17 protein-coding genes are annotated in these 20903 nt (G+C 69.8%); 8 read left to right on the top strand and 9 right to left on the bottom strand.

Annotated elements, in window-relative coordinates; translation table 11 throughout:
• Positions 1 to 150 precede the first annotated feature (150 nt).
• The 7 genes from ABZ463_RS15780 to ABZ463_RS15810 form a co-directional block, all read right to left on the bottom strand.
• Positions 151 to 1752 (bottom strand): MFS transporter, encoded by a 1602-nt coding sequence (locus ABZ463_RS15780; protein ID WP_352013746.1) that lies wholly within the window; start codon positions 1750 to 1752, stop codon positions 151 to 153.
• 160 nt (positions 1753 to 1912) lie between these two features.
• Positions 1913 to 2353 carry a hypothetical protein gene (locus tag ABZ463_RS15785; protein ID WP_362776570.1) on the bottom strand — a complete coding sequence of 147 codons (441 nt, stop codon included), beginning with the start codon at positions 2351 to 2353 and terminating at the stop codon, positions 1913 to 1915.
• Between the two features lie 12 nt (positions 2354 to 2365).
• Positions 2366 to 3892, bottom strand: a complete 1527-nt coding sequence (locus tag ABZ463_RS15790) for a hypothetical protein (protein WP_362776573.1) — start codon at positions 3890 to 3892, stop codon at positions 2366 to 2368.
• A gap of 90 nt (positions 3893 to 3982) precedes the next feature.
• The gene (locus tag ABZ463_RS15795; protein ID WP_362776576.1) at positions 3983 to 4672 is read right to left on the bottom strand and encodes a DUF4097 family beta strand repeat-containing protein; all 690 of its coding nucleotides are present in this window, start codon (positions 4670 to 4672) and stop codon (positions 3983 to 3985) included.
• Between the two features lie 183 nt (positions 4673 to 4855).
• Positions 4856 to 5593 carry a succinate dehydrogenase/fumarate reductase iron-sulfur subunit gene (locus ABZ463_RS15800; RefSeq protein WP_352013750.1) on the bottom strand — a complete coding sequence of 246 codons (738 nt, stop codon included), beginning with the start codon at positions 5591 to 5593 and terminating at the stop codon, positions 4856 to 4858.
• Positions 5594 to 5665: 72 nt separating this feature from the next.
• The gene (locus ABZ463_RS15805; RefSeq protein WP_352013751.1) at positions 5666 to 7591 is read right to left on the bottom strand and encodes a fumarate reductase/succinate dehydrogenase flavoprotein subunit; all 1926 of its coding nucleotides are present in this window, start codon (positions 7589 to 7591) and stop codon (positions 5666 to 5668) included.
• Entirely contained in the window at positions 7588 to 8346 is a 759-nt protein-coding gene (locus tag ABZ463_RS15810; protein WP_352013752.1) for a succinate dehydrogenase cytochrome b subunit, read from the bottom strand. The genes ABZ463_RS15805 and ABZ463_RS15810 overlap by 4 nt, the downstream gene beginning before the upstream one ends.
• 209 nt (positions 8347 to 8555) lie before the next feature.
• On the opposite strand from ABZ463_RS15810, the gene ABZ463_RS15815 reads away from it, so the two are divergent.
• From ABZ463_RS15815 to ABZ463_RS15845, 7 genes are all read left to right on the top strand, one after another.
• A complete protein-coding gene (locus ABZ463_RS15815; RefSeq protein ID WP_352013753.1) occupies positions 8556 to 9488 on the top strand; it encodes a LysR substrate-binding domain-containing protein in 933 nt (310 codons plus the stop codon).
• A gap of 114 nt (positions 9489 to 9602) precedes the next feature.
• The gene (locus ABZ463_RS15820) at positions 9603 to 10769 is read left to right on the top strand and encodes a SpoIIE family protein phosphatase (protein WP_362776580.1); all 1167 of its coding nucleotides are present in this window, start codon (positions 9603 to 9605) and stop codon (positions 10767 to 10769) included.
• The gene (locus tag ABZ463_RS15825; RefSeq protein WP_362776583.1) at positions 10766 to 12349 is read left to right on the top strand and encodes an ATP-binding protein; all 1584 of its coding nucleotides are present in this window, start codon (positions 10766 to 10768) and stop codon (positions 12347 to 12349) included. The genes ABZ463_RS15820 and ABZ463_RS15825 overlap by 4 nt, the downstream gene beginning before the upstream one ends.
• Positions 12342 to 12791 carry a response regulator gene (locus ABZ463_RS15830; RefSeq protein WP_352013756.1) on the top strand — a complete coding sequence of 150 codons (450 nt, stop codon included), beginning with the start codon at positions 12342 to 12344 and terminating at the stop codon, positions 12789 to 12791. The genes ABZ463_RS15825 and ABZ463_RS15830 overlap by 8 nt, the downstream gene beginning before the upstream one ends.
• A gap of 294 nt (positions 12792 to 13085) precedes the next feature.
• A complete protein-coding gene (locus ABZ463_RS15835; RefSeq protein ID WP_352013757.1) occupies positions 13086 to 13871 on the top strand; it encodes a hypothetical protein in 786 nt (261 codons plus the stop codon).
• 9 nt (positions 13872 to 13880) lie between these two features.
• Positions 13881 to 15773, top strand: a complete 1893-nt coding sequence (locus ABZ463_RS15840) for a fumarate reductase/succinate dehydrogenase flavoprotein subunit (RefSeq protein WP_352013758.1) — start codon at positions 13881 to 13883, stop codon at positions 15771 to 15773.
• Between the two features lie 2 nt (positions 15774 to 15775).
• Positions 15776 to 16537, top strand: a complete 762-nt coding sequence (locus ABZ463_RS15845) for a succinate dehydrogenase/fumarate reductase iron-sulfur subunit (protein ID WP_352013759.1) — start codon at positions 15776 to 15778, stop codon at positions 16535 to 16537.
• 395 nt (positions 16538 to 16932) lie between these two features.
• Here the strand turns inward: ABZ463_RS15845 and ABZ463_RS15850 are convergent, their stop codons facing one another.
• Positions 16933 to 18615: a hypothetical protein gene (locus tag ABZ463_RS15850; protein WP_362776587.1), complete on the bottom strand. Its 1683-nt coding sequence runs from the start codon at positions 18613 to 18615 to the stop codon at positions 16933 to 16935.
• Between the two features lie 1113 nt (positions 18616 to 19728).
• Here ABZ463_RS15850 and ABZ463_RS15855 point away from each other — a divergent pair.
• On the top strand, positions 19729 to 20499 hold the full coding sequence (locus ABZ463_RS15855) for a hypothetical protein (protein ID WP_362776590.1): 771 nt from the start codon (positions 19729 to 19731) through the stop codon (positions 20497 to 20499).
• 8 nt (positions 20500 to 20507) lie between these two features.
• Here the strand turns inward: ABZ463_RS15855 and ABZ463_RS15860 are convergent, their stop codons facing one another.
• Positions 20508 to 20900, bottom strand: a complete 393-nt coding sequence (locus ABZ463_RS15860) for a (deoxy)nucleoside triphosphate pyrophosphohydrolase (RefSeq protein WP_352013763.1) — start codon at positions 20898 to 20900, stop codon at positions 20508 to 20510.
• Positions 20901 to 20903 lie beyond the last annotated feature (3 nt).

Consider the following 20903-nt stretch of genomic DNA (forward strand, 5'->3'; position numbering starts at 1 on the left):
GGCGCGCCGCCGTGGACGGACGAAACGCAGAACGCGCCGCGGTCAGCCGGCACCGGCGGCGCATCAGCGGCGCACCGGTGACATGGGGGCCGTACCGAACGGCGAGCCGCGCGGCGGCTCGCAGAACGGTGTCACGACAGACGGGGGAGATTACGCGGTCGTTCCCAGCGGCTTCGCCTTGCGGGTCTCGACGCCGAAGAGGGCGACCGCCAGGACCGCCAGGACCAGGGGAACCGCGCCCAGGAGGGCGGTGGCGCCGATGGAGGGGACCGTGACCCCGGCGACCAGGACGGCCGTGACCGCGACCCCGCCGAACTTGCCGACCCCGGCGGACAGGCCGGAGCCGCGCGAGCGGATCCGGGTCGGGTAGATCTCCGAACTGTAGGCCGCCACCACCGCGGCGATCGTGGCGGTGCCGACGATCGGGCCCGCGAGCAGCACGTACAGCCAGGTTTCGTCGTGCACCAGCGAATCCCCCGCCACGGAGAAGGCCAGCAGGGCGGCGGCCACCAGGGCGCTCAGCACGACGATGGTCTTCTTCGCGCTCCACAGCCCGTACATCGCGGCGGCGACGAAGACCAGCGGCAGACCCAGCAGCGCCGAGTCCCGCAGAGCGCGGTCGGCGGCCTGCTGGGCGAGGCCGAGCTTCTGCAGGTTGGAGGGGATCCAGAGCTGGAAACCGTAGGTGACCAGCCCGACGCTCAGCCCCAGGATCACCACCGCGACACTGAGGCCGGTGAAGGGACGGTGGAACAGCGGCGTGTAACCGCCCTTGTCCGCGGCGCTCTCCTCGGTGACGGCCCGCTCGATCTTGGCCTCGGCCGCCTCCGTGGAACCGTACCTGACCATGATGGCCCGCGCCTCCTCCTCACGGCCGTGGGCCAGCAGGAACCGGGGCGACTCGGGGATCCAGCGGTTCAGCAGGATGAGCACCACTCCGGTGGGGATGCCCAGCAGCCACAGCGACCGCCACGAGTAGACGGGGATGAGCTCCGACGACAGCCAGCTCGTCATGGCGTAGGCCAGGGCCAGGTTGCCGCCGATGAGCACCATGACCCAGCCCCGGTGCCGTCCCGGGATCGTCTCGGCCAGCAGCGAGAAGGTGATGGGCAGCATGCCGCCCGCGGCGAGTCCCATGACCAGGCACATCACCAGGTTCCATCCGAAGGACGGCATCGCCCCGCAGATCGCGGTCGCCACGAACATCACCCCGGCCAGCAGGATGGCCGCCCGCCGTCCGATCCGGTCGCCGAGCCATCCCCACAGGAACGACCCCAGGACCGTTCCCGTCAGGCCGAACAGCGGAAGGAGCGCGACGGGCAGGTCGCCGCCCGGGTTGAGGGCCGACTTGAGGCCGTACTCCTTGCCCATGCCCGGGGCCACGAACGCCAGCGTGATCGGCTTCATCGCGTCGATGGTCACCGCGGCGGTCATCACGAGGATCAGACCGATGTGCGCGGGACGGAGCCCGGCGTCGTCGGAGGTACGGATGCGCACCTCACCGGCCTGCCTCGCGGCCTTGAGGTCACGCGGGACGAGCCCGTACGTGGTCACCGCCAGCCCGACGACGATCAACGCCATGCCGACCGTCATCGGGATGTCCATCGGCATGCCCGCCATGTGGAAGCCCATGTCCGCGGCGTGCACGTACATCGGGATGTGCAGCGCCACCCCCGCCACGCAGGTGAGGAATCCGGTCCAGAAAGCCAGGGGGTGGGCGAAGTCGATGCCGCCCACGGGCCGTTTGCTCATGAGTTCCCTCGGGATCACGATCGTCAGGGGGGTGACACCCGGGAGATGGGCCCGATCGGGTTTCGGTCACTGCCGCGAGATGTCTGCTTGTTCGATGCGTTCCGCACCGCCTTGGTTCGTCGAACAGTGCATCATCCGTGACTTGTGAACCGCTTGTGGGTCAGATGATCCGGCCGCCGCGCAGCCGCCAGTGGACCGACAGCACCCGCATCGGGCCGTTGGCGAACAGCCACTGGCCGATCCAGACGACCGTGAACATGGTCGCGAACGTCGAGAAGGCCACCGGGCGGGTGATGCCGGGGATCAGCCTCTGGTCCAGCAGGACCCACATGAGCAGACCCTCGGGGACGATCGTGAGCAGCCCGAAGAGCGTCGGCCAGTCCTTGTCCCAGCGGAACTGCATCAGCAGGTGGTAGAGCAGCTCCCAGAGCAGGCCGACGACGGCGACCGCGAGCAGGATGAGGTAGGCGACGCCGTACGTCCTGGACATGGGGCCTCTCGTGCCCGGCAGCACCGGCACGACCAGCGCCGTGAGGACCACGCCGACGGTGGCGAGCAGGAAGATCCGGGTCTGGAGACGACCGGCGAGGGTGGGGATCACGACGTGAACTCCTCAGATGGGACGGCCCGCGGCCCACTTGAACCACTGGCTGACCGAGCGCAGGGGGCCGAGGCCGGCGCAGAACCCGCGCCGGGAGAGGTCGGCGGCGATGTCGAGGGCGGCGGTCTGCATGCCGAGGAAGCTGTCCACCGCCGGGAAGTGGTTGCCCGCGACGGCGGCACCGGAGGCGTACAGCATGCCGTCCCCGCTGCCCGCGCCGCTCACCTCGAAGTTCCTGCCGACGGCCAGGCGACCGGCGCCGTTGCGCTGGGCTCCGCCGTGTTCGAGCAGGTCCGCCAGGACCCGGTGCTCGGGCATGTCGGCCTCAAGCCCGGTGCAGTCGACGATGAAGTCCGAGACGACCTGCCCGGCCCTGCCGTCGTCGCTGCCGGTGAAGCTGACCAGCCGTCCGTCCGGGGTCGGTTCGACCCGGTGGACCACCGCCTGGATCGCGTGGTACCAGTTGCCCTCCCGGCCCCGGCGCATCTGCTCCTGCCAGCGGCGCAGCTTCGGCGTGGTCGTGCCTCCCACGAGCTTGGCCAGCGCCGCGCGTTCGGCGCCCTCCGCCCGGCGGAACCGCGCCTTCAGCTGGCCGCCGAAGGCCGACTTGGGCAGGGTGAACGCCTGGTAGGCCCAGCCGTCCCCGCCGGGGCGCCGCATCCACGGGCTCGGGCCGTGGGGTCCGGTCACGTACGTGCGCAGCAGGTGCACGATCTGGGTGTGCAGGCCGTAGCGCTCCCGGTCGTCCATCAGCCGCTGGAGCACCCGGGAGGCGACGATCCCGGAGCCGCGCACCACCACCGTGCCCGGCCTGGTCTTGAGGAACTCGTAGACGTGCTCGTGCGGCTCGTAGGCGTTGACGACGTGGTGGTAGTCGTTGTAGGTCTCCCGGAAGCACTGGAGGTCCTCAAGGAACTTCAGGCCGGGGTAACCGACCGCCAGGTGCACATACCGGGAGCGGATCGCCACCCGCTTGGTCGGCGTCATGCCCGCCGGAGGGGTGAGGAGCGTGAAGTAGCCGCCCCCGAACCTGCGGCGGACCATCCGTACCTGCCCCTTGAGCAGCATCTCCCAGTACGAGACGCGGTCGGCCTCGCGTTTGACGGTGGAGAAGACCGTCGAGGCCCTGGGACTGAAGAAGTCGGTCAGGAGCGGCTCGACCAGGACCTGCCAGAGCAGTTTGGGCGACCTGTCCCGCCAGGCCTCGTGCACGGCGTAGGACGGGAAGCCCCAGATGTTGTCGGGTCTGGCCCCCGCGTCGGAGCGGATGCGCTCCTCAGGCGGCAGCTGGGAGACGCGGGTGAGGTACTCCCAGCTCTGCCACGGGGTGTCGCTGTTGGACAGCACGCGTATGGACGAGGTGGGCACCCCGCAGATCCTCAGCACGTCGACGAGGGTGAAGGAGCCGAGTCCCCCGCCCACCGAGACCAGCGGCACGTCGTGGAACGGGATGCCCGCTTCCTGGACCATCTGGTCGTGCCAGATCGGTGAGTCGATCAGCTGGGGAGTGAGGTCGTCATGGCGCCGGGCATCTAACACGTGACGTCCCCCGTGGTCTGACTCCGAGCGAGTTGCGGGTCCCCTTATTTCAGATAAAAGGGATCACGCGCAACTCGCCCGTGAAGAGCGTCAGCCGGCCAGCACCTTGATGTCGCCGGAGCCGGTGGACATCACGACCTTGTGCGCGGAGGCCGGATCCTGCGGCACGGAGACCTCCCTGTCACCCGATCCCGCCCTGGTCGACACGTTGTACGGCCCGCCGGGGAGGCGGACGGTCACGTCGCCGGAACCGCCCCGCATCTCGACCTCGTCGGGGACGGCGGTGTATCCCAGCTCGGCGGTTCCCGAGCCGACCTTGGTGAAGACCTTCCTGCCCGACAGCCCCGTGCCGGTGATGTCGCCCGACCCCGTGACGGCGGTGATCGCCCCGGTCAGGGAGGTGAGCCTGACGTGTCCCGAGCCCGTCTGCAGATCGACGGTCGTCCCCTTGGGGATCTCGATCCGGTAGTCGACGCCGCAGTTGTCCATGCTCGACGGGCAGTTGTAGCTCACGAACAGGGTCTCCCCCTGGACCCTGCGCGTGGTCTCCGGCTTCTCGTCGTTCCACCGGGCCGTCTCGACGACCTTGACGCCGCCCCCGGTGGCCTCGGTCACCGAGACGTCGCCCGACCTGCCCCTGACGTTCAGCTTTGTGACCTTCTCGGTGACCTGGTGGGTCGCGGTCTCATGATGGGAGGCGGAGCCGATGTTCGTCAGCCCACACCCCGTCAGGAGCACCGCGACGGTCAGCAGGCCCCCGCCTGCCACGATCTTCTTCACCCGATGATCCTCCCAACGGCCCCACGAACACGCATCAGGGATGTCCCTGGAAAACCTCGGGGATCCCTTAGGGGGCGACGGCCCTCATCCGGTCTTGTCGCCGCGGCCGGGACCACACGCCCGCCGGACGGCAGGCCGAAGGCCCGGCCCCCACGGGGAACCGGGCCTTCTTGGCTGTGGGGCCTACCTGGAGGCCTTGAGGTAGTCGTGGTTCATCCTGGCGATGGTGTCCAGCGGGATGCCCTTGGGGCAGACCGCCGTGCACTCGCCGGTGTTGGTGCAGCCGCCGAAGCCCTCGGCGTCCATCTGCTCGACCATGGCCCTGGCGCGGGCGTCACGCTCGGGCTGGCCCTGCGGCAGCAGGCCCAGGTGCGTGATCTTGGCCGCGGTGAACAGCGACGCCGAGCCGTTCGGGCAGGCCGCGACGCAGGCGCCGCAGCCGATGCAGGTCGCCGCGTCGAAGGCCGCGTCGGCGTCGTCCTTCTTCACCGGGACGCTGTGCGCGTCGGGGGCCGACCCGGCGGGAACGGAGACGAAACCGCCGGCCTGGATGATCCGGTCGAACGCGGAGCGGTCCACGACCAGGTCCTTGACCACCGGGAACGGCGCCGCGCGCCACGGCTCGATGGTGATGACCGCGTTGTCCGCGAAGTGCCGCATGTGCAGCTGACAGGTGGTGGTCGCCACCTGCTCGCCGTGCGCCACGCCGTTGATGACCATGCCGCACATGCCGCAGATGCCCTCGCGGCAGTCGTGGTCGAAGGCGATCGGGTCGTCGCCCTCCAGGATGAGACGCTCGTTGAGCACGTCGAGCATCTCCAGGAAGGACATGTCCGGCGAGACGTCCTCGACACGGTAGGTGACCATCCGCCCCTCGTCCTGGGGGCCCTTCTGGCGCCAGACCTTGAGTGTCAGGTTCATACCCATGGCTCGCTTACCGCTCCTCGTTCGCTGTACGGACCACTCGTCGGTCTGGAGCCACGCGGGAGGCGCTCACTTGTAGCTCCGCTGGCTCATCTTGACGTACTCGTAGTCGAGCTCTTCCTTGTGCAGGACCGGGCCCTGCTCGCCGTACTCCCAGGCCGCGACGTAGGCGAAGTTCTCGTCGTCGCGCAGGGCCTCACCGTCGGCGTCCTGCGACTCGGCGCGGAAGTGTCCGCCGCACGACTCGGTGCGGTGCAGCGCGTCGAGGCACATCAGCTCGGCCAGGTCGAAGAAGTCGGCGACCCGCCCGGCCCTTTCGAGCACCTGGTTGAGTTCCTCGGCCGTCCCGGAGACCTTGACGTTCCTCCAGAACTCCTCACGCAGCTCGGGGATGCGTTCGAGCGCCTTGCGCAGCGACTCCTCGGTGCGCTCCATGCCGCAGTAGTCCCACATGAGCTTGCCCAGCTCACGGTGGTAGGAGTCCGGGGTACGGTCGCCGTTGACCGCGAGCAGCTTCGCGATCTTCTCGCGCACCGCGGTCTCCGCGTCGGCGACGGCCTGCTCCTCGACCTCACCGTAGGGGCCGTTGGCGAGGTAGTCGCCGATGGTCGTCGGCAGCACGAAGTAACCGTCCGCCAGGCCCTGCATCAGCGCCGAGGCGCCGAGGCGGTTGGCGCCGTGGTCGGAGAAGTTGGCCTCACCGATCACGAACAGGCCGGGGATCGTGGACTGCAGGTCGTAGTCCACCCACAGGCCGCCCATGGTGTAGTGGACGGCCGGGTAGATGCGCATCGGCTGGGTGTAGGGGTCCTCGCCGGTGATGCGCTCGTACATCTCGAAGAGGTTGCCGTACTTCTTCTCGACCGCGTCACGGCCGAGGCGGCGGATCGCGTCGGCGAAGTCGAGGTAGACGCCCAGGCCGCCGGGGCCGACACCCCTGCCCTCGTCGCAGACGTTCTTCGCGGCGCGGGAGGCGATGTCACGCGGGACCAGGTTGCCGAAGGCCGGGTAGATGCGCTCCAGGTAGTAGTCGCGCTCGTCCTCGGGGATCCGCGCCGCCGGGCGGTCGTCGCCCGCCTTGACCGGCACCCACACGCGGCCGTCGTTGCGCAGCGACTCCGACATCAGCGTCAGCTTGGACTGGTAGTCGCCGCTGACCGGGATGCAGGTCGGGTGGATCTGGGTGTAGCAGGGGTTGGCGAACATCGCGCCACGCCGGTGCGCGCGCCAGATGGCCGTGGTGTTGCAGCCCTTGGCGTTGGTCGACAGGAAGAAGACGTTCCCGTAGCCGCCGCTGGCCAGCACGACCGCGTCGGCCACGTGCCGCTCGATCTCCCCGGTGACCATGTCCCTGACGATGACGCCCCGTGCCCTGCCGTCGGAGACGATCAGGTCGAGCATCTCGTGACGGGTGTTCATCTTCACGGTCCCCGCGGCGATCTGCCGTTCGAGCGCCTGGTAGGCGCCCAGCAGCAGCTGCTGGCCCGTCTGGCCCCTGGCGTAGAAGGTGCGGGAGACCTGGGCGCCGCCGAAGGAGCGGGTGTCGAGCAGGCCGCCGTACTCACGGGCGAACGGCACGCCCTGGGCGACCGCCTGGTCGATGATGTTCACGCTGACCTGGGCGAGCCGGTAGACGTTCGACTCACGGGCCCGGAAGTCGCCGCCCTTGACCGTGTCGTAGAACAGCCGGTAGATCGAGTCGCCGTCACCCCGGTAGTTCTTGGCCGCGTTGATGCCGCCCTGGGCGGCGATCGAGTGGGCGCGCCTGGGCGAGTCCTGGTAGCAGAAGGAGGTGACGTTGTAGCCGAGCTCGCCGAGGGTCGCGGCGGCCGAACCGCCCGCCAGGCCGGTGCCGACCACGATGACGTGCAGCTTGCGCTTGTTGGCCGGGTTGACGAGCTTGGCGCCGAACTTGCGCTTCTCCCAGCGATCCTCGATCGGCCCCTCGGGGGCCTTGGTGTCGCGGATCGGCTCACCGAGGGTGTACTTCGTCACTTGACAACTCCGATCATGACCGCGACGGGGACGGCGAGGAAGCCGAGCACCAGCACGGCGGAGACCACGGCCGCGACGGCCTTCAGCGGGCGGTAGCTGCGCGAGCCCGCGAGGCCGAGCGTCTGGAAGGCGCTCCACAGGCCGTGCCGCAGGTGCAGGCCGACCATGACGACGGCGAGCACGTAGAAGGCGGTCACCCACCAGCGCGACGTCGCGAACCCCTCGACCAGCCTGTCGTAGGGCGTGCCGTCCCAACCGGCCGGGTTGACCACGCCGAAGGTCAGGTCGAGCAGGTGCCAGACGACGAAGAGGAGGATGGTCAGGCCGCCCCAGCGCATGACGTGGGTGGCGTAGCCGCTGGCCTGGGACTTGCGCTTGGCCGCGTACTTGACCGGGCGGGCCTTGTTCGCCCTGCGGGCCAGGGACACGGCCGACCACATGTGCAGTACGACGGAGGCGAACAGCACGACCTCGACGAGGGTGAGCAGAACCCTGCGCGGCACGAGCGGCTCGCCCATCGTCCGCAGGAACTCGGCGTAGGTGTTGAACGCCTCGGCGCCGAAGAAGCTCTTGAGGTTGCCGGCCATGTGGCCGACCAGGAAGAGCACCAGGATGGCACCGGTGACGGCCATCACGGCCTTCTTACCGTTGGACGAGCCCAGGAAGCCGCCTGACCTCCTGGGGGATGGGGTCTTGGCGGACCCGGAGGGTTTGACCGGCGCTGTGGCGGCGCCGCGCTCAATCGTGGCAGTCACGTCTCGACGCTAGGTAGGGTGGTTTCCCCTCGTCCAAGTCATCGTGGATGTGGTTCCCATAGCCCCCGGCTATCAGGTCTGGGTTTATGCGGGTTTTACAACGACGGCCCCCGCGCGGATGCGAGCAATCTCACACCGGGCCCGTCATTGTCCCGGGGTCGGGGGGCCGCCCCGAATCCGCCACCGGCCCATCCGTACGCTAGGGAAACGTGCAGCTCCAGCAACTGGCCTACTTCGTGGCTGTGGCCGACTCCCGGCACTTCACCCACGCGGCCGAGCGGATGCGGGTCGCGCAGCCCTCGCTGAGCAAGCAGATCAGGGCTCTTGAGGCCGATCTCGGCGCGCCGCTGTTCAGCCGGGCCCGGGGGAACGTCACCCTGACCGCCGCCGGGGAGGCGCTGCTGCCGCTGGCCCGCAGGATGCTGGCCGACGCCGAGACGGCCAGGCGCGAGGTCGCCGAGCTGGCCGGCCTGCGCCGCGGCAGGGTACGGCTCGGCGCCACTCCCTCGCTGTGCGCCGGGCTGATGGCCGACGCCCTGGCCAGGTTCCACCGTTCCTACCCCGGCATCGAGCTGCTCGTCGAGGAGGGCGGCTCCCGCGACCTGGTCCGCGCCCTCGCCCGTGGCCAGCTCGACATGGCGCTGATCATCATGCCGTTGCAGAACGACGACCCCTCCCTGGTCACCGAGGAGGTGCTGCGGGAGAACCTGGTCGTGGTCGCCCCGTCCATCTCGCACGCGCGCAGGCCGTACATGCGGATAGAGGATCTGCGCGGGCAGCCGATGGTGATGTTCCGGCGGGGCTACGACCTGCGGGAGGCGACGCTGGGCGCCTGCCGTCAGGCAGGGTTCGAACCGAGGCTGTCGGTCGAGGGCGGTGAGATGGACGCCGTGCTCCGCTTCGTCGAGGCCGGGCTCGGCATCGCCCTGGTGCCCTCGATGGTCCTGGACGGCCGCCCCGGGCTGACCGGGACGCCGCTGGCGCCTCCCGGACTGCGCCGTACGATCGCCATCGCCCACCGCAAGGACGTCGAACCGACCAGGGCCGCCCAGGCGTTCCGGGACACGTTGCTGTTCTTCCTGGCCGAGGCCTCCCATGAGGGTAGTCTTCCCGAGGGCCTTGAGCTGATCGTCCAGGACTGAGCGAGCGCGCGCCCGGACGGCGCAGTCCGGGCGGTCGTTGTCCCGTACGTCCGGGTGCCGCACTATTCTTCATACCGTCAAGTAGGTTCCCCCTGAGACAGCGAAGAGGGGTCAGTGACCGCCCCGCCCAACGAAACGCTCACCGTCCTACTCATTGAGGACGACGCGGGCGACGCCTTTCTCGTGGAGGAACTGCTCGCCCAGGCCAACAACCCGCCGAAGATCATCTGGGTGCGCAGTCTGCAGGAGAGCCGGGAACGGCTGACCGACGACGTCCAGTGCGTCCTCGTCGATCTCTCCCTGCCCGACGCCACCGGTCTTGAGGCGCTCGAACAGGTGCTGGCGATGGTGCCCGACGCCGCCGTGCTCGTGCTGACCGGGCTGAACGACGCCCACGTGGGCGTGGAGGCCGTCGCGGCGGGCGCCCAGGACTTCCTGGTCAAGCAGGACGTGGAGGCCAGGCTGCTGGCGCGGGCCATCCGTTACGCGATGGAACGCAAGCGCGCCGACCTGGCCCAGCGCAGGCTGGTCGAGGCCGAGCTGCTCACCAAGGAGAACTCCCGGCTCGAACGCGGCCTGCTGCCCGTCCCCCTGCTCGAACAGGGCGGCCTCGAACACCAGGCCCGTTACCTTCCCGGCCGCAGGCGCGCCCTGCTCGCCGGTGACTTCTGGGACACCGTGCAGAGCCCGGACGGCGCCGTGCACGTGGTCGTCGGCGACGTGTGCGGGCACGGGCCCGACGAGGCCGCGCTCGGCGTCGCGCTGCGCATCGCCTGGCGGGCCCTGGTGCTCGCCGGGCACACCGGCAACGAGCTGCTGAGCGTCCTCGACTCCGTGCTGCGTCTGGAGCGCAAGTCCGCGGAGATCTTCACGACGCTGTGCATCGCCACGATCGACCCCACGCTCAGCCGGGCGCGGATGCACGTGGTCGGCCACCCGCCACCGCTGCTGATCCGCGACGGCACGATCGGCGTGGTCCCCGGCACACCCTCGGGGCCGCCGCTGGGCATCTTCAAGGACGTCGTCTGGTCGGAGATCGAGGTCGCGCTCGGCGACGACTGGTCGCTGCTGTTCTACACCGACGGCCTGATCGAGGCGACCGTCGGCGGAGGCCCCGACCTGCTCGGCACGGAGGGCCTGCTCGCCCTGGTGCACGAGCACGGCGGCATCCACCTCGACCGGTTGATCGAGCGGGTGATCGAGCTCAACGGTGACTCTCTCAGCGACGACCTCGCCACCGTGCTCATCTCCCGCGGCTCCTCCGGGAACGGCGGACGGTGAGCCGGCGAGCGGAGATCAGGCCGTTGCCCGCCGTCACCCCGGCGAGCGGCTTCGGCAGGCTGCGGGTCGGTCAGTGGTTCATGCTCACCGGGGTCGCCATCACCCTGTTGTTCGCGATCTCCGCCGCCTTCACCGTCTCCTCGATCGAGGAGACGAGGGCGGCCAGCGTGGCCGTGGCCGACGTCGTCGATCCCGCGGCGTTGCGCACCATGGACGTCGCCAACGCGCTGTCGGCGCAGGAGAGCGCGGCCAGGGCGTACGGCAGGACCAACGAGGCCGTCTCCCTTGAGGACTACCGGGAGGCCGTCGCCGCGGAGACCGACGCCCTGCGCGCGCTCGACGGCCTGTTGCCCAGGATGCCGGACGAGCAGCCGATCAGAGCCGACGTGGAGCGCCTGAGGACCGCGGCCCAGGCGTGGCGCCGCGACTACGTGGACAAGGTCATCGCCGAGATCCCCGTCCACAAGTCGGAGACGGCCTCGCGGAACGCTCCCATCAACGCCAGCCGGTTCGCCGACGTCCGCCGCTCGATCGTCGCCCTCCAGGAGAATCTCGACCGGCTGCACGTCGAGGGCAGCGCACGTCTCGACCGGGGCTGGCAGGCCCTGTACCTCGCGCTCGGCGGGGTGGTCGCGGCGCTGCTCCTGGCCGCGATCGGCGCCGCGCTCATCGTGCGCAACGCCGTACTGCGCCCGCTCGCCGAGTTGAGCGGGCAGGTCCGGGCGGTCGCGCAGGGCGACTTCGAGCACCGGTTGAAGGTCGACCACCCCTCCGAGTTGTCGGAGCTGTCCGGCCATGTGAACTCCATGCGGCGGCGCATCATCGCCGAGTGGCGCAGGGTCGAGGATGCCCAGGCCAAGCTTGAGGAGCAGGCGGCCGAGCTGCGGCGCTCGAACGGCGAGCTTGAGCAGTTCGCCTACGTGGCCAGTCACGACCTGCAGGAACCGCTGCGCAAGGTGGCCAGCTTCACCCAGATGCTCGAACAGCGCTACGGCGACCAGCTCGACGACCGGGCCAAGCAGTACATCACCTTCGCGGTCGACGGCGCCAAGCGCATGCAGCTGCTGATCAACGACCTGCTCGACTTCTCCCGGGTCGGCAGGAAGGGCGGCGAACCGGCCCCGGTCGACGCCGACGTGCCGTTGCAGGCGGCGCTGAGGAACCTCGCCGCGCCGATCGAGGAGGCCGGGGCGACGATCACCTCCGACGACCTCCCCACGGTGCACGGCAACCGCACCCAGCTCGTCCAGCTCTTCCAGAACCTCATCGGCAACGCCGTCAAGTTCCGCTCCGAGGAGCCCCCCGTGATCCACATCGGCGTACGGCGCGCCGGGGACATGTGGGAGTTCTCCTGCTCGGACAACGGGATAGGCATCGAGAGCAAGTACACTGACCGGATCTTTCTGATATTCCAGCGGCTGCACGGCCGGGACGTCTACGCGGGCACCGGCATCGGTCTGGCCCTGTGCAAGAAGATCGTCGAGTACCACGGCGGCCGCATCTGGGTGGAGAGCGAGGCTCCCGAGCACCCGGGAACGACCTTCCGGTGGACCCTTCCCCCTGGAGAGAGCGATGAATGACCTGCGCTGGATCGACGTGCTCCTCGTCGAGGACGACCCGGGCGACGTCCTGCTGACGCGTGAGGCGTTCGAGCTGAACAAGGTCAGGAACAAACTGCACGTCGTCAACGACGGCGAGCAGGCCATGGCCTTCCTCCGCAAGGAGGGCGAGTACGCCGACGTGCCCCGGCCCGACCTGATCCTGCTGGACCTCAACCTGCCCCGCAAGGACGGCAGGGAGGTGCTCCAGGACATCAAGGGCGACGAGAAGCTGCGCGGCATCCCGGTGGTCGTGCTGACCACCTCGGAGTCGGAGGAGGACATCCTGCGCAGCTACCACCTGCACGCCAACGCCTACGTCTCCAAGCCCGTCGACTTCGACCAGTTCATCAGCGTGGTCCGCAGGATCGACGACTTCTTCGTGACCGTGGTCAAACTGCCCAGCTCCGACCAGCATTACTGACCCGGTCGGGCCCTGCGGGGCCCGTGACCGAGGATCTCCACTCGGCCCTCCCCAGCTCGCGGAATGTGGCGTCCTTATTCCCTGCTCCTGACCAACGTGACAGGAATCACACCGGGTGACGGAAAATGTGAGTGACGCTTCTCACATGAGCGGGTAGCAGCGTCGTAACGTATCCCCACCAACAAGCGCGCGCACGGTGATCCGGCGCGACCACGGCGCGGTGCGCGGACAACTGAAACGACCCGGACCCCTCCGGCGAGCAGCGGGGGTCCGCGGGAGGTGGAGAGGTCTCCGATGACCCAGACAGCGGCCGAGAACCCGGCCAGAAGGCAGCGCGCGCAGATCAAGGAGCGCACGCTGCGCACCGACCAGTGGTGGCGTTATCCGCTGGTCACCTTCATCATCTTCGGGGGGTTCCTCGTCTACGCCACGTGGACGCTCTTCGACAACAGTTATTACGCGGCGCCGTACATCGCTCCGTTCTCTTCCCCGTGCCTGGCCACGAGCTGCCCCGAGGGGGCGCGCCTGTTCGGGTTCGCGCCCTTCGGCGACTGGTACACCCTGTCGCCCAGCCTGCTGATCCTGGCCCTGCCCGCGGGTTTCCGTTTCACCTGTTACTACTACCGCAAGGCCTACTACCGCGGGTTCTGGCTCTCGCCGCCCGCGTGCGCCGTCAGCGAGCCGCACGGCAAGTACACCGGTGAGTCCCGCTTCCCGCTGATCCTGCAGAACGCCCACCGTTACTTCTTCTACACGGCGATCGTGGTCGGCCTGATCCTCGCCTGGGACGCGGTGCTGGCCCTGGTGGAGAAGCCGTTCGCTCTCGGGACGCTGATCCTGGTGGTCAACGCCGTGTTCATCAACCTGTACACGCTGTCGTGCCACTCCTGCAGGCACATCACGGCCGGGCGGCTGAACCACTTCTCCAAGCACCCGGTCCGTTACCGGGCCTGGGGCTTCGTCTCCAAGCTCAACGCCAAGCACCAGGAACTCGCCCTCATCTCGATGTTCACCGTCATGGGAGCCGACCTCTACGTACGGCTGGTCGCCAAGGGCATCGTCAACTTCCCGTTCGCATAAGGATCACCAGTGGAAATCGAGCGTCACGAATACGACGTCGTCGTCATCGGCGCGGGCGGGGCGGGACTACGGGCGGCCATCGAGGCCCGCCAGCAGGGCAAGCGCACCGCGATCGTCTGCAAGTCACTGTTCGGCAAGGCCCACACCGTCATGGCCGAGGGCGGCGCCGCCGCGGCCATGGGCAACGTCAACAGCGACGACAACTGGATGGTGCACTTCCGCGACACCATGCGGGGCGGCAAGTTCCTCAACAACTGGCGGATGGCCGAGCTGCACGCCAAGGAGGCCCCCGACCGGGTCTGGGAGCTTGAGGCCTGGGGCGCGCTGTTCGACCGCACCAAGGACGGCAAGATCAGCCAGCGCAACTTCGGCGGCCACGAGTACCCCCGGCTGGCCCACGTCGGCGACCGTACCGGCCTTGAGCTGATCCGCACCCTCCAGCAGCGGGTGGTCGCGCTCCAGCAGGAGGACGAGCGGCTGCACGGCGACCCCGAGGCCTACATCAAGGTCTTCCAGGAGTGCACGATCACCCGGCTGCTGAAGGACGGCGACGCGATCGCCGGGGCCTTCGGCTACTGGCGGGAGAACGGCAAGCTGATCGTCTTCGACGCCCCCGCGATCGTGCTGGCCACCGGCGGCATCGGCAAGTCCTACGTGGTGACCTCCAACTCCTGGGAGTACACCGGCGACGGCCACGCGCTGGCGCTGCTGGCCGGGGCGAAGCTGATCAACATGGAGTTCATCCAGTTCCACCCGACCGGGATGGTCTGGCCTCCCTCGGTCCGCGGCATCCTCGTCACCGAGTCGGTCCGCGGTGACGGCGGGGTGCTGCGCAACTCCGAGGGCAGGCGCTTCATGTTCGACTACATCCCCGACGTGTTCAAGGACAAGTACGCCACCACCGAGGAGGAGGGCGACCGCTGGTACACCGACCAGGCCAACAACCGGCGTCCTCCGGAGCTGCTGCCCCGTGACGAGGTCGCCAGGGCCATCAACGCCGAGGTGAAGGCCGGTCGCGGCTCACCCCAGGGCGGCGTCTTCCTCGACGTGTCCAGCAGGCTCCCGGCCGCGGAGATCATCAAGCGGCTGCCGTCGATGCACCACCAGTTCAAGGAGCTGGCCGACGTCGACATCACCGCCGAGCCCATGCAGGTCGGCCCGACCTGTCACTACATCATGGGCGGGGTCGAGGTGGACGCCGACACCGGCGCCGCGGACGTCCCCGGCCTCTTCGCCGCGGGTGAGGTCTCCGGCGGCATGCACGGCTCCAACCGGCTCGGCGGCAACTCGCTGTCGGACCTGCTGGTCTTCGGCCGCCGGGCGGGGGCGGGAGCGGCCGCGTACGTCAACGGGCTCGCCGCCAGGCCGCAGGCCACCGAGGAGGCGGTCTCGGCCGCGCAGGCGGAGGCGCTGGCCCCGCTTGAGCGCACCGGGGAGAACCCGTACCAGGTCCACCAGGAGCTCCAGCGGACGATGAACGAGCTCGTCGGGATCATCCGCAACGCCCAGGAGGTCACCGAGGCGCTGGAGGCCGTGGGCAAGCTCAAGGAGCGGGCCCAGGGGGTCGGCGCCGCGGGCAGCAGGATCTACAACCCCGGCTGGCATCTCTGCCTGGACCTGCGCAACATGCTGCTGGTCTCCGAGTGCGTCGCCAAGGCGGCTCTCATCCGTGAGGAGAGCCGCGGCGGTCACACCCGGGACGACTTCCCCGGCATGTCGGCCGAGTGGCGGCGCAGGCTCCTGGTGTGCGCCCTGTCCTCCGACGGCTCCGGCGTGTCCGTCGAGGAGAAGGTGCAGCCCCCCATGCGCGACGACCTGATCACGCTTTTCGACCGGGCCGAGCTGAAGAAGTACATCACCGAGGATGAGCTGGCCGACTTCGACGCGTTGGTCAAGGAGTAGCCATGAGTTACAAGGCGAAGTTCCGCGTGTGGCGGGGCGAGGGCGGCGAGGGGAAGCTTGAGGACTTCACCGTCGAGGTGAACGAGGGCGAGGTCGTCCTCGACATCATCCACAGGCTCCAGGCCACCCAGGCCCCCGACCTCGCGGTCCGCTGGAACTGCAAGGCCGGCAAGTGCGGCTCGTGTTCCATGGAGATCAACGGCAAGCCGCGCCTGGGCTGCATGACCCGGATGTCCACCTTCACGGAGGACGAGACGATCACCGTGACGCCCATGCGGACGTTCCCGGTGATCAAGGACCTGGTCACGGACGTGTCTTTCAACTACCAGAAGGCGCGCGAGATCCCGTCCTTCACCCCTCCCGCGGACGTGCAGCCGGGCGAGTACCGCATGCAGCAGATCGACGTCGAGCGGTCCCAGGAGTTCCGCAAGTGCATCGAGTGCTTCATGTGCAACAACGTCTGCCACGTGATCCGTGACCACGAGGAGAACAAGCCCGCCTTCGCCGGTCCGCGTTTCCTGATGCGGATCGCCGAGCTGGACATGCACCCCTACGACGTGGCCGACCGCAAGGACTCCGCCCAGGAGGAGCACGGTCTGGGGTACTGCAACATCACCAAGTGCTGCACCGAGGTCTGCCCCGAGCACATCAAGATCACTGACAACGCGCTGATCCCGATGAAGGAACGGGTCGTCGACCGTAGGTACGACCCGCTGGTCTGGCTCGGCAACAAGATCTTCAAGCGGTCCGGCTCGAAGAGCTGACACCCCCGCCCCGGCGCCGGTCACCCCCGTGACCGGCGCCTCGGCATGTCAGGGCTCATGACCCCGTACGGCTCGCGACCGGCCGCCCACGTAACGACTTCGCCGGTCCACGCCCTTCATGACGCGCCAGCCGTGGTCCGCCGGCCGTGATGCGCGGTCCGTGGCTCGCCACCCGCGTGACGGCGCCACCGCCCCGCGCCGGCTGTGACGCGTCGGCCGCGTGGCGGTGCCGTACGGCTCGCTTCACCGCGTTGACCGGCCATTTCCTGTCAGGACATATCCGGAAAAATGCTGATGAATTATTAGGGCCGGAAATCTCACCCCTGGCCGACATATCGCCTTTGACCAGGTATTTCATGCCAAATACCCCCGGGTGGCGACCCGAGGGTAGGTGACTACTTCTTGCGGAACAGGCCGCGCTTCTTCTTGCCGCCCTCCCCGGGGAGGGGGTAGACCGCGGTGCCCGAGGGGCCAGAACCGGGTGGCTCGAAGTTGGAGACCTCGGGGGCCGGCGCCTCAGGCTTGGGAGTCTCGGGCTTGGGGGCCTTCGACCTGCCCCTCCTGGACTTGGCCGGGGGCAGCGGCTCAAGGCCGAAGGGACGGCGGGCGCCCTGCGGCTCCTGTGGGCCTCCCGAGGGTTCGGGCTTGGTGCCGGGCAACGGCTCAAGGCCGAAGGGACGCCGAGGCTGCTGTTCCCCTGCGGGCTTGGTGCCGGGCAGCGGTTCGAGACCGAAGGGACGCCTGTCGTCCCGCGGCTCCTGCGGGAACGGCGCCCCCGGGAACTCGCCCGGCCCCTGCGGCCCGTGGATCGGCCCGGTGAACTCCCCGGGTCCACCGGGGAACCCTCCCGCTCCGCCGGGGAGGCCGCCGGGGAACTCGCCGGTTCCGCCGGGGAGGTTACCGGGCGGAACCGGCGCCCCGGGGAACTCGTCCGGTCGCTGCGGGAACGGCGCTCCGGGGAAGTCCCCCTGCACGGCGCCGGGAACGCCCCTCTGGGGAACGCCGGGAGGAGCCTGCGGGAGAGGGCCGTCGAAGCGCTCCGAGCCCTGGGGGAACGGCCTCGCGGCGTCCCCGGTGAACTCCTCCGGCCGCGCAGGCTCGCCGTACCCGGGATGCTGCTCCTGTCCGAAGGGCTGCTCCTGTCCGGGAACCGGCATGTAGCTCGTCGGCTGCTCGTACTGCTCCGGCGCGTAGCCCTCGGGAAGCACCGGGGCGTACATCTGCATGGGGACGAAGCTGATGATCGGGGCGTAGGCCGTACCGCCCTGATAGACCGTGGGCGGCATGCCCGGCGCGGGGGCGTAGGCGGCGCCCTGCGGGTAGAGCCTCGGGTCGAGCCCGGCACCCGGGCCACGCGGTCCGGCCCTGCGTACGGCGGAGGCGTGGGCCAGACGGCGCAGCCTGCCCTCGAAGATCAACACGGCGAACAGGACCAGCAGCGCCAGGACCAACGCCGGGATGCCGAGCCGCTGGCTCAGCCCGGCGGCGTCGAAGTCGGAGCCCGCGTTACGGATCTCGTAGGGCACCGAGGCGGGCCCGTTGTCCTCGAACGTGGTGCTCTCGGTCGGCTCGGGCGTGGCGCCGGTCACGGGGGTCAGGGTCGGGGTCGGGGTCGGCTGCTGGGTCTCCTCCGTGGTGGGGAAGACCGGCGCCTGGTCGGAGGGCGTCGGATCGGCCGTCGGCGTCGGATCGGGGACCACCGGCGCGGTGGTCGGCGTCTCGACCGTCGCCGGGGTGGGGGTCGGCTCCGGAACCTGCGGCTTCTTGGGCTTCTTGGGCTTCGGGCTCGGCGTCACGGTGACCGTGGTGGTCACCGTCTTCTGCGGGGTCGGCGAAGGGGGAAGCGGGTCCGGGTCGCTGGTGACCGTGACGGTGACGACCGGCGTCGGCTCCTCCTCACACGGCCCGGCGGGATCGATGTCACAGCCCGGGATCTCCGAGGGGTTGGCGGCCAGCAGCCGGGTGACCCCGACCGGGGTCCGGTTCGCGAACGGCGCGTTGGCGACCACCAGTCCCGCGCACACTCCCACCGACACCAGGACGGCTGAGACGGTCGCCGCACGCCGTGATCGCCTCACAGGTGCCCTCCGAGGATTCCCTATACAAGCCCAGTCAAGTCAAGGAAATACTAGTCGGATAAAAGGAATAACAAACCCCTGTTTCATGACACCTATCGCGTACCGCGTCTGCGCTGAATACGCGCCTGCAGCCACAGCAGACCGAGCAGACCGCCGACCGAACCCCCCACCACGGGAAATCCATTCGCGCCAGTCAAGGACGGAGTCCACAGGGCCACCGGCTCGATCTCCTGACCGGGCCCGTCCACGTCCTGGGGCAACGGCGCACCCGGCGGCGGGGCATCCGTGGCGATCGCGGGGGACGCGGGGGGCCCTGCGCCGACGGCCGTCGGCGCAGCCAGCGGCATCCTCAGGTTGGGGTCGTTCCACAGCGGAGGTACCTGCCCGGCCCCCGGCACGTTGACCGCCGCCCCTGCCCCCGGCACATTGGCCGCCGATCCGGTCTCCGGCACGTTGGCCGCCTGCCCGGCCCCCAGCATGTTGGCCGTCCGCCCGGCCCCTGGGACACCGGCCGGGACCGGCGGCCCGGGAACCTCCGCCCGACGCCCGGCGCCCGGCCCCTTCGGCGCTCTGACCGCCTTATGCGACGTGGGCGGCGTGACCGTCTCATACGGCTCAGGCCCAGGCTGGACACCCACCTCCGTGACCTCGCCCCGGTCCCGCCCGGGGTCCGCCCCCTGATCCACCTCCCCGGAACCGCCTTCCGGCGGCACGACCTCCGCCCCCGGAACCGGACGGACAACCCCTGGCCACCGAACCGGCGGCACAGCCTCCGCCCCCCGAACCGATGGGACGACCTCCGCCCCCGGGACCGGACGGACGTTCCCCGACCCCTGAACCGGCGGCACAGCCTCCACGCCCAAGGCCGGAGGGACCCCTCCCGCTCCCTTCACCGGACGGACGGTCCCCGGTTTCCGGACCGTAGGCACGACCTCCACCCCCGGGACCGGATGGGCGGCCTCAGCCCCCTGCCCTGGAAGGGTCTCCCCTGGTTCCCGGACCGGCGGAGTCCCCTGGGCCGGCGGAACGGATCCCGGCCCCTGGATCGCCGGGGCCCACGCGCTCCCCCGCTCCCCCGCCCCCGCTTCTCCCGGCGAGCCAGGAACACCCCGGGTGTCCGGGCCCGGTGCCGACGAACCGCTTCCCTCGGGCCGTTCCCAGGCGATCGGCTCGATCTCGATCCCCTCGGGGCGCCGCCGCGGCAGAGAGTCCGCCTCCCCGGGGCCGCCCATGGGCCGTGCCCCCCGCAGGCCGGTGGCCGTACGGGTCACCCACTCGCCCTCCGGGGTGCGCATCCGCAGCAGCGCGGCCAGCCCGACGGGCCAGGCCCCGGCCGTGGGCGCGTCGACCAGCACGTCAACGGACGTGCGCGCGCTCACCTCCCCCAGGAGGCACTCCCGCCATACCTGCACAGCTCCTGACGACCCCAAGCCCTCCGAGGATCCCGACGCGGCCCCCGACTCAGGCTCCGACCCGCGTCCCGGCTCAGGCTCTGACGCGGACCCCGACCTTGACCCCGGTGTGAGTCCCGACGCGGCCCCCGGCTCAGGTCCCGACCTGGACCCCGGTGTGAGTCCCGGCGCGGGACAGCCGACGAACCGGATCTCCGTACCCGGCGTCGCCACGACCGTGAGCCGCGCCTCACTGCCCGGCCCGCTCAGCCACACCCGGAACCCCGCCGTCCCGTCGGCACGGACCACGTCCGGTGGTACGGCGTCGCCCGCCCCGGCCGCGTGGACCACCGGCCCCCCGCCGAGGACGAATGTCCCCGCTCCGACCGCCGACATGATCCGGGCACCCCGCCACCATCCGGTCACCGCATCTCTCCGATCCCCCGATTCGGACACGCGACAACAAACGTTCAGTGGTGTTATGTCACAGTGAGTAGCCGATCAACCCCCGCCGAGCCGACCTTGTACGGCCCGCACGATCGGCAGGTCCGCCGGAAGCCACGGCACGTCGTAGAGTTCGTGACCGGCCAGCCAGCGCAGGTCCAGGTGTTCCTTGGCCTCCGGCTCGCCCTCGACGATCCGCGCCAGCCAGACCCGCAGCACGTATCCACCCGCCAGCGGCCAGTCACCGCCGATCTGCTGCCCCACCTCGACCAGGACGCCGAGTTCCTCCTCGCACTCCCGGACCAGCGCGGTGCGGTCGTCCTCCCCCGGATCGACCTTCCCTCCGGGGAACTCCCAACCGCCCGCCAGCTCAGGGGGGTCGGCGCGCTGTGCGGTGAGCAGTCTCCCGTTGCCGTCGACGATCGCGGCTCCCACAACGACCTTGTCCATGGG

Origin of the sequence: Streptosporangium sp. NPDC020145 (genome assembly GCF_040631275.1) — a bacterium.
Classification (GTDB): Bacteria; Actinomycetota; Actinomycetes; order Streptosporangiales; family Streptosporangiaceae; genus Streptosporangium.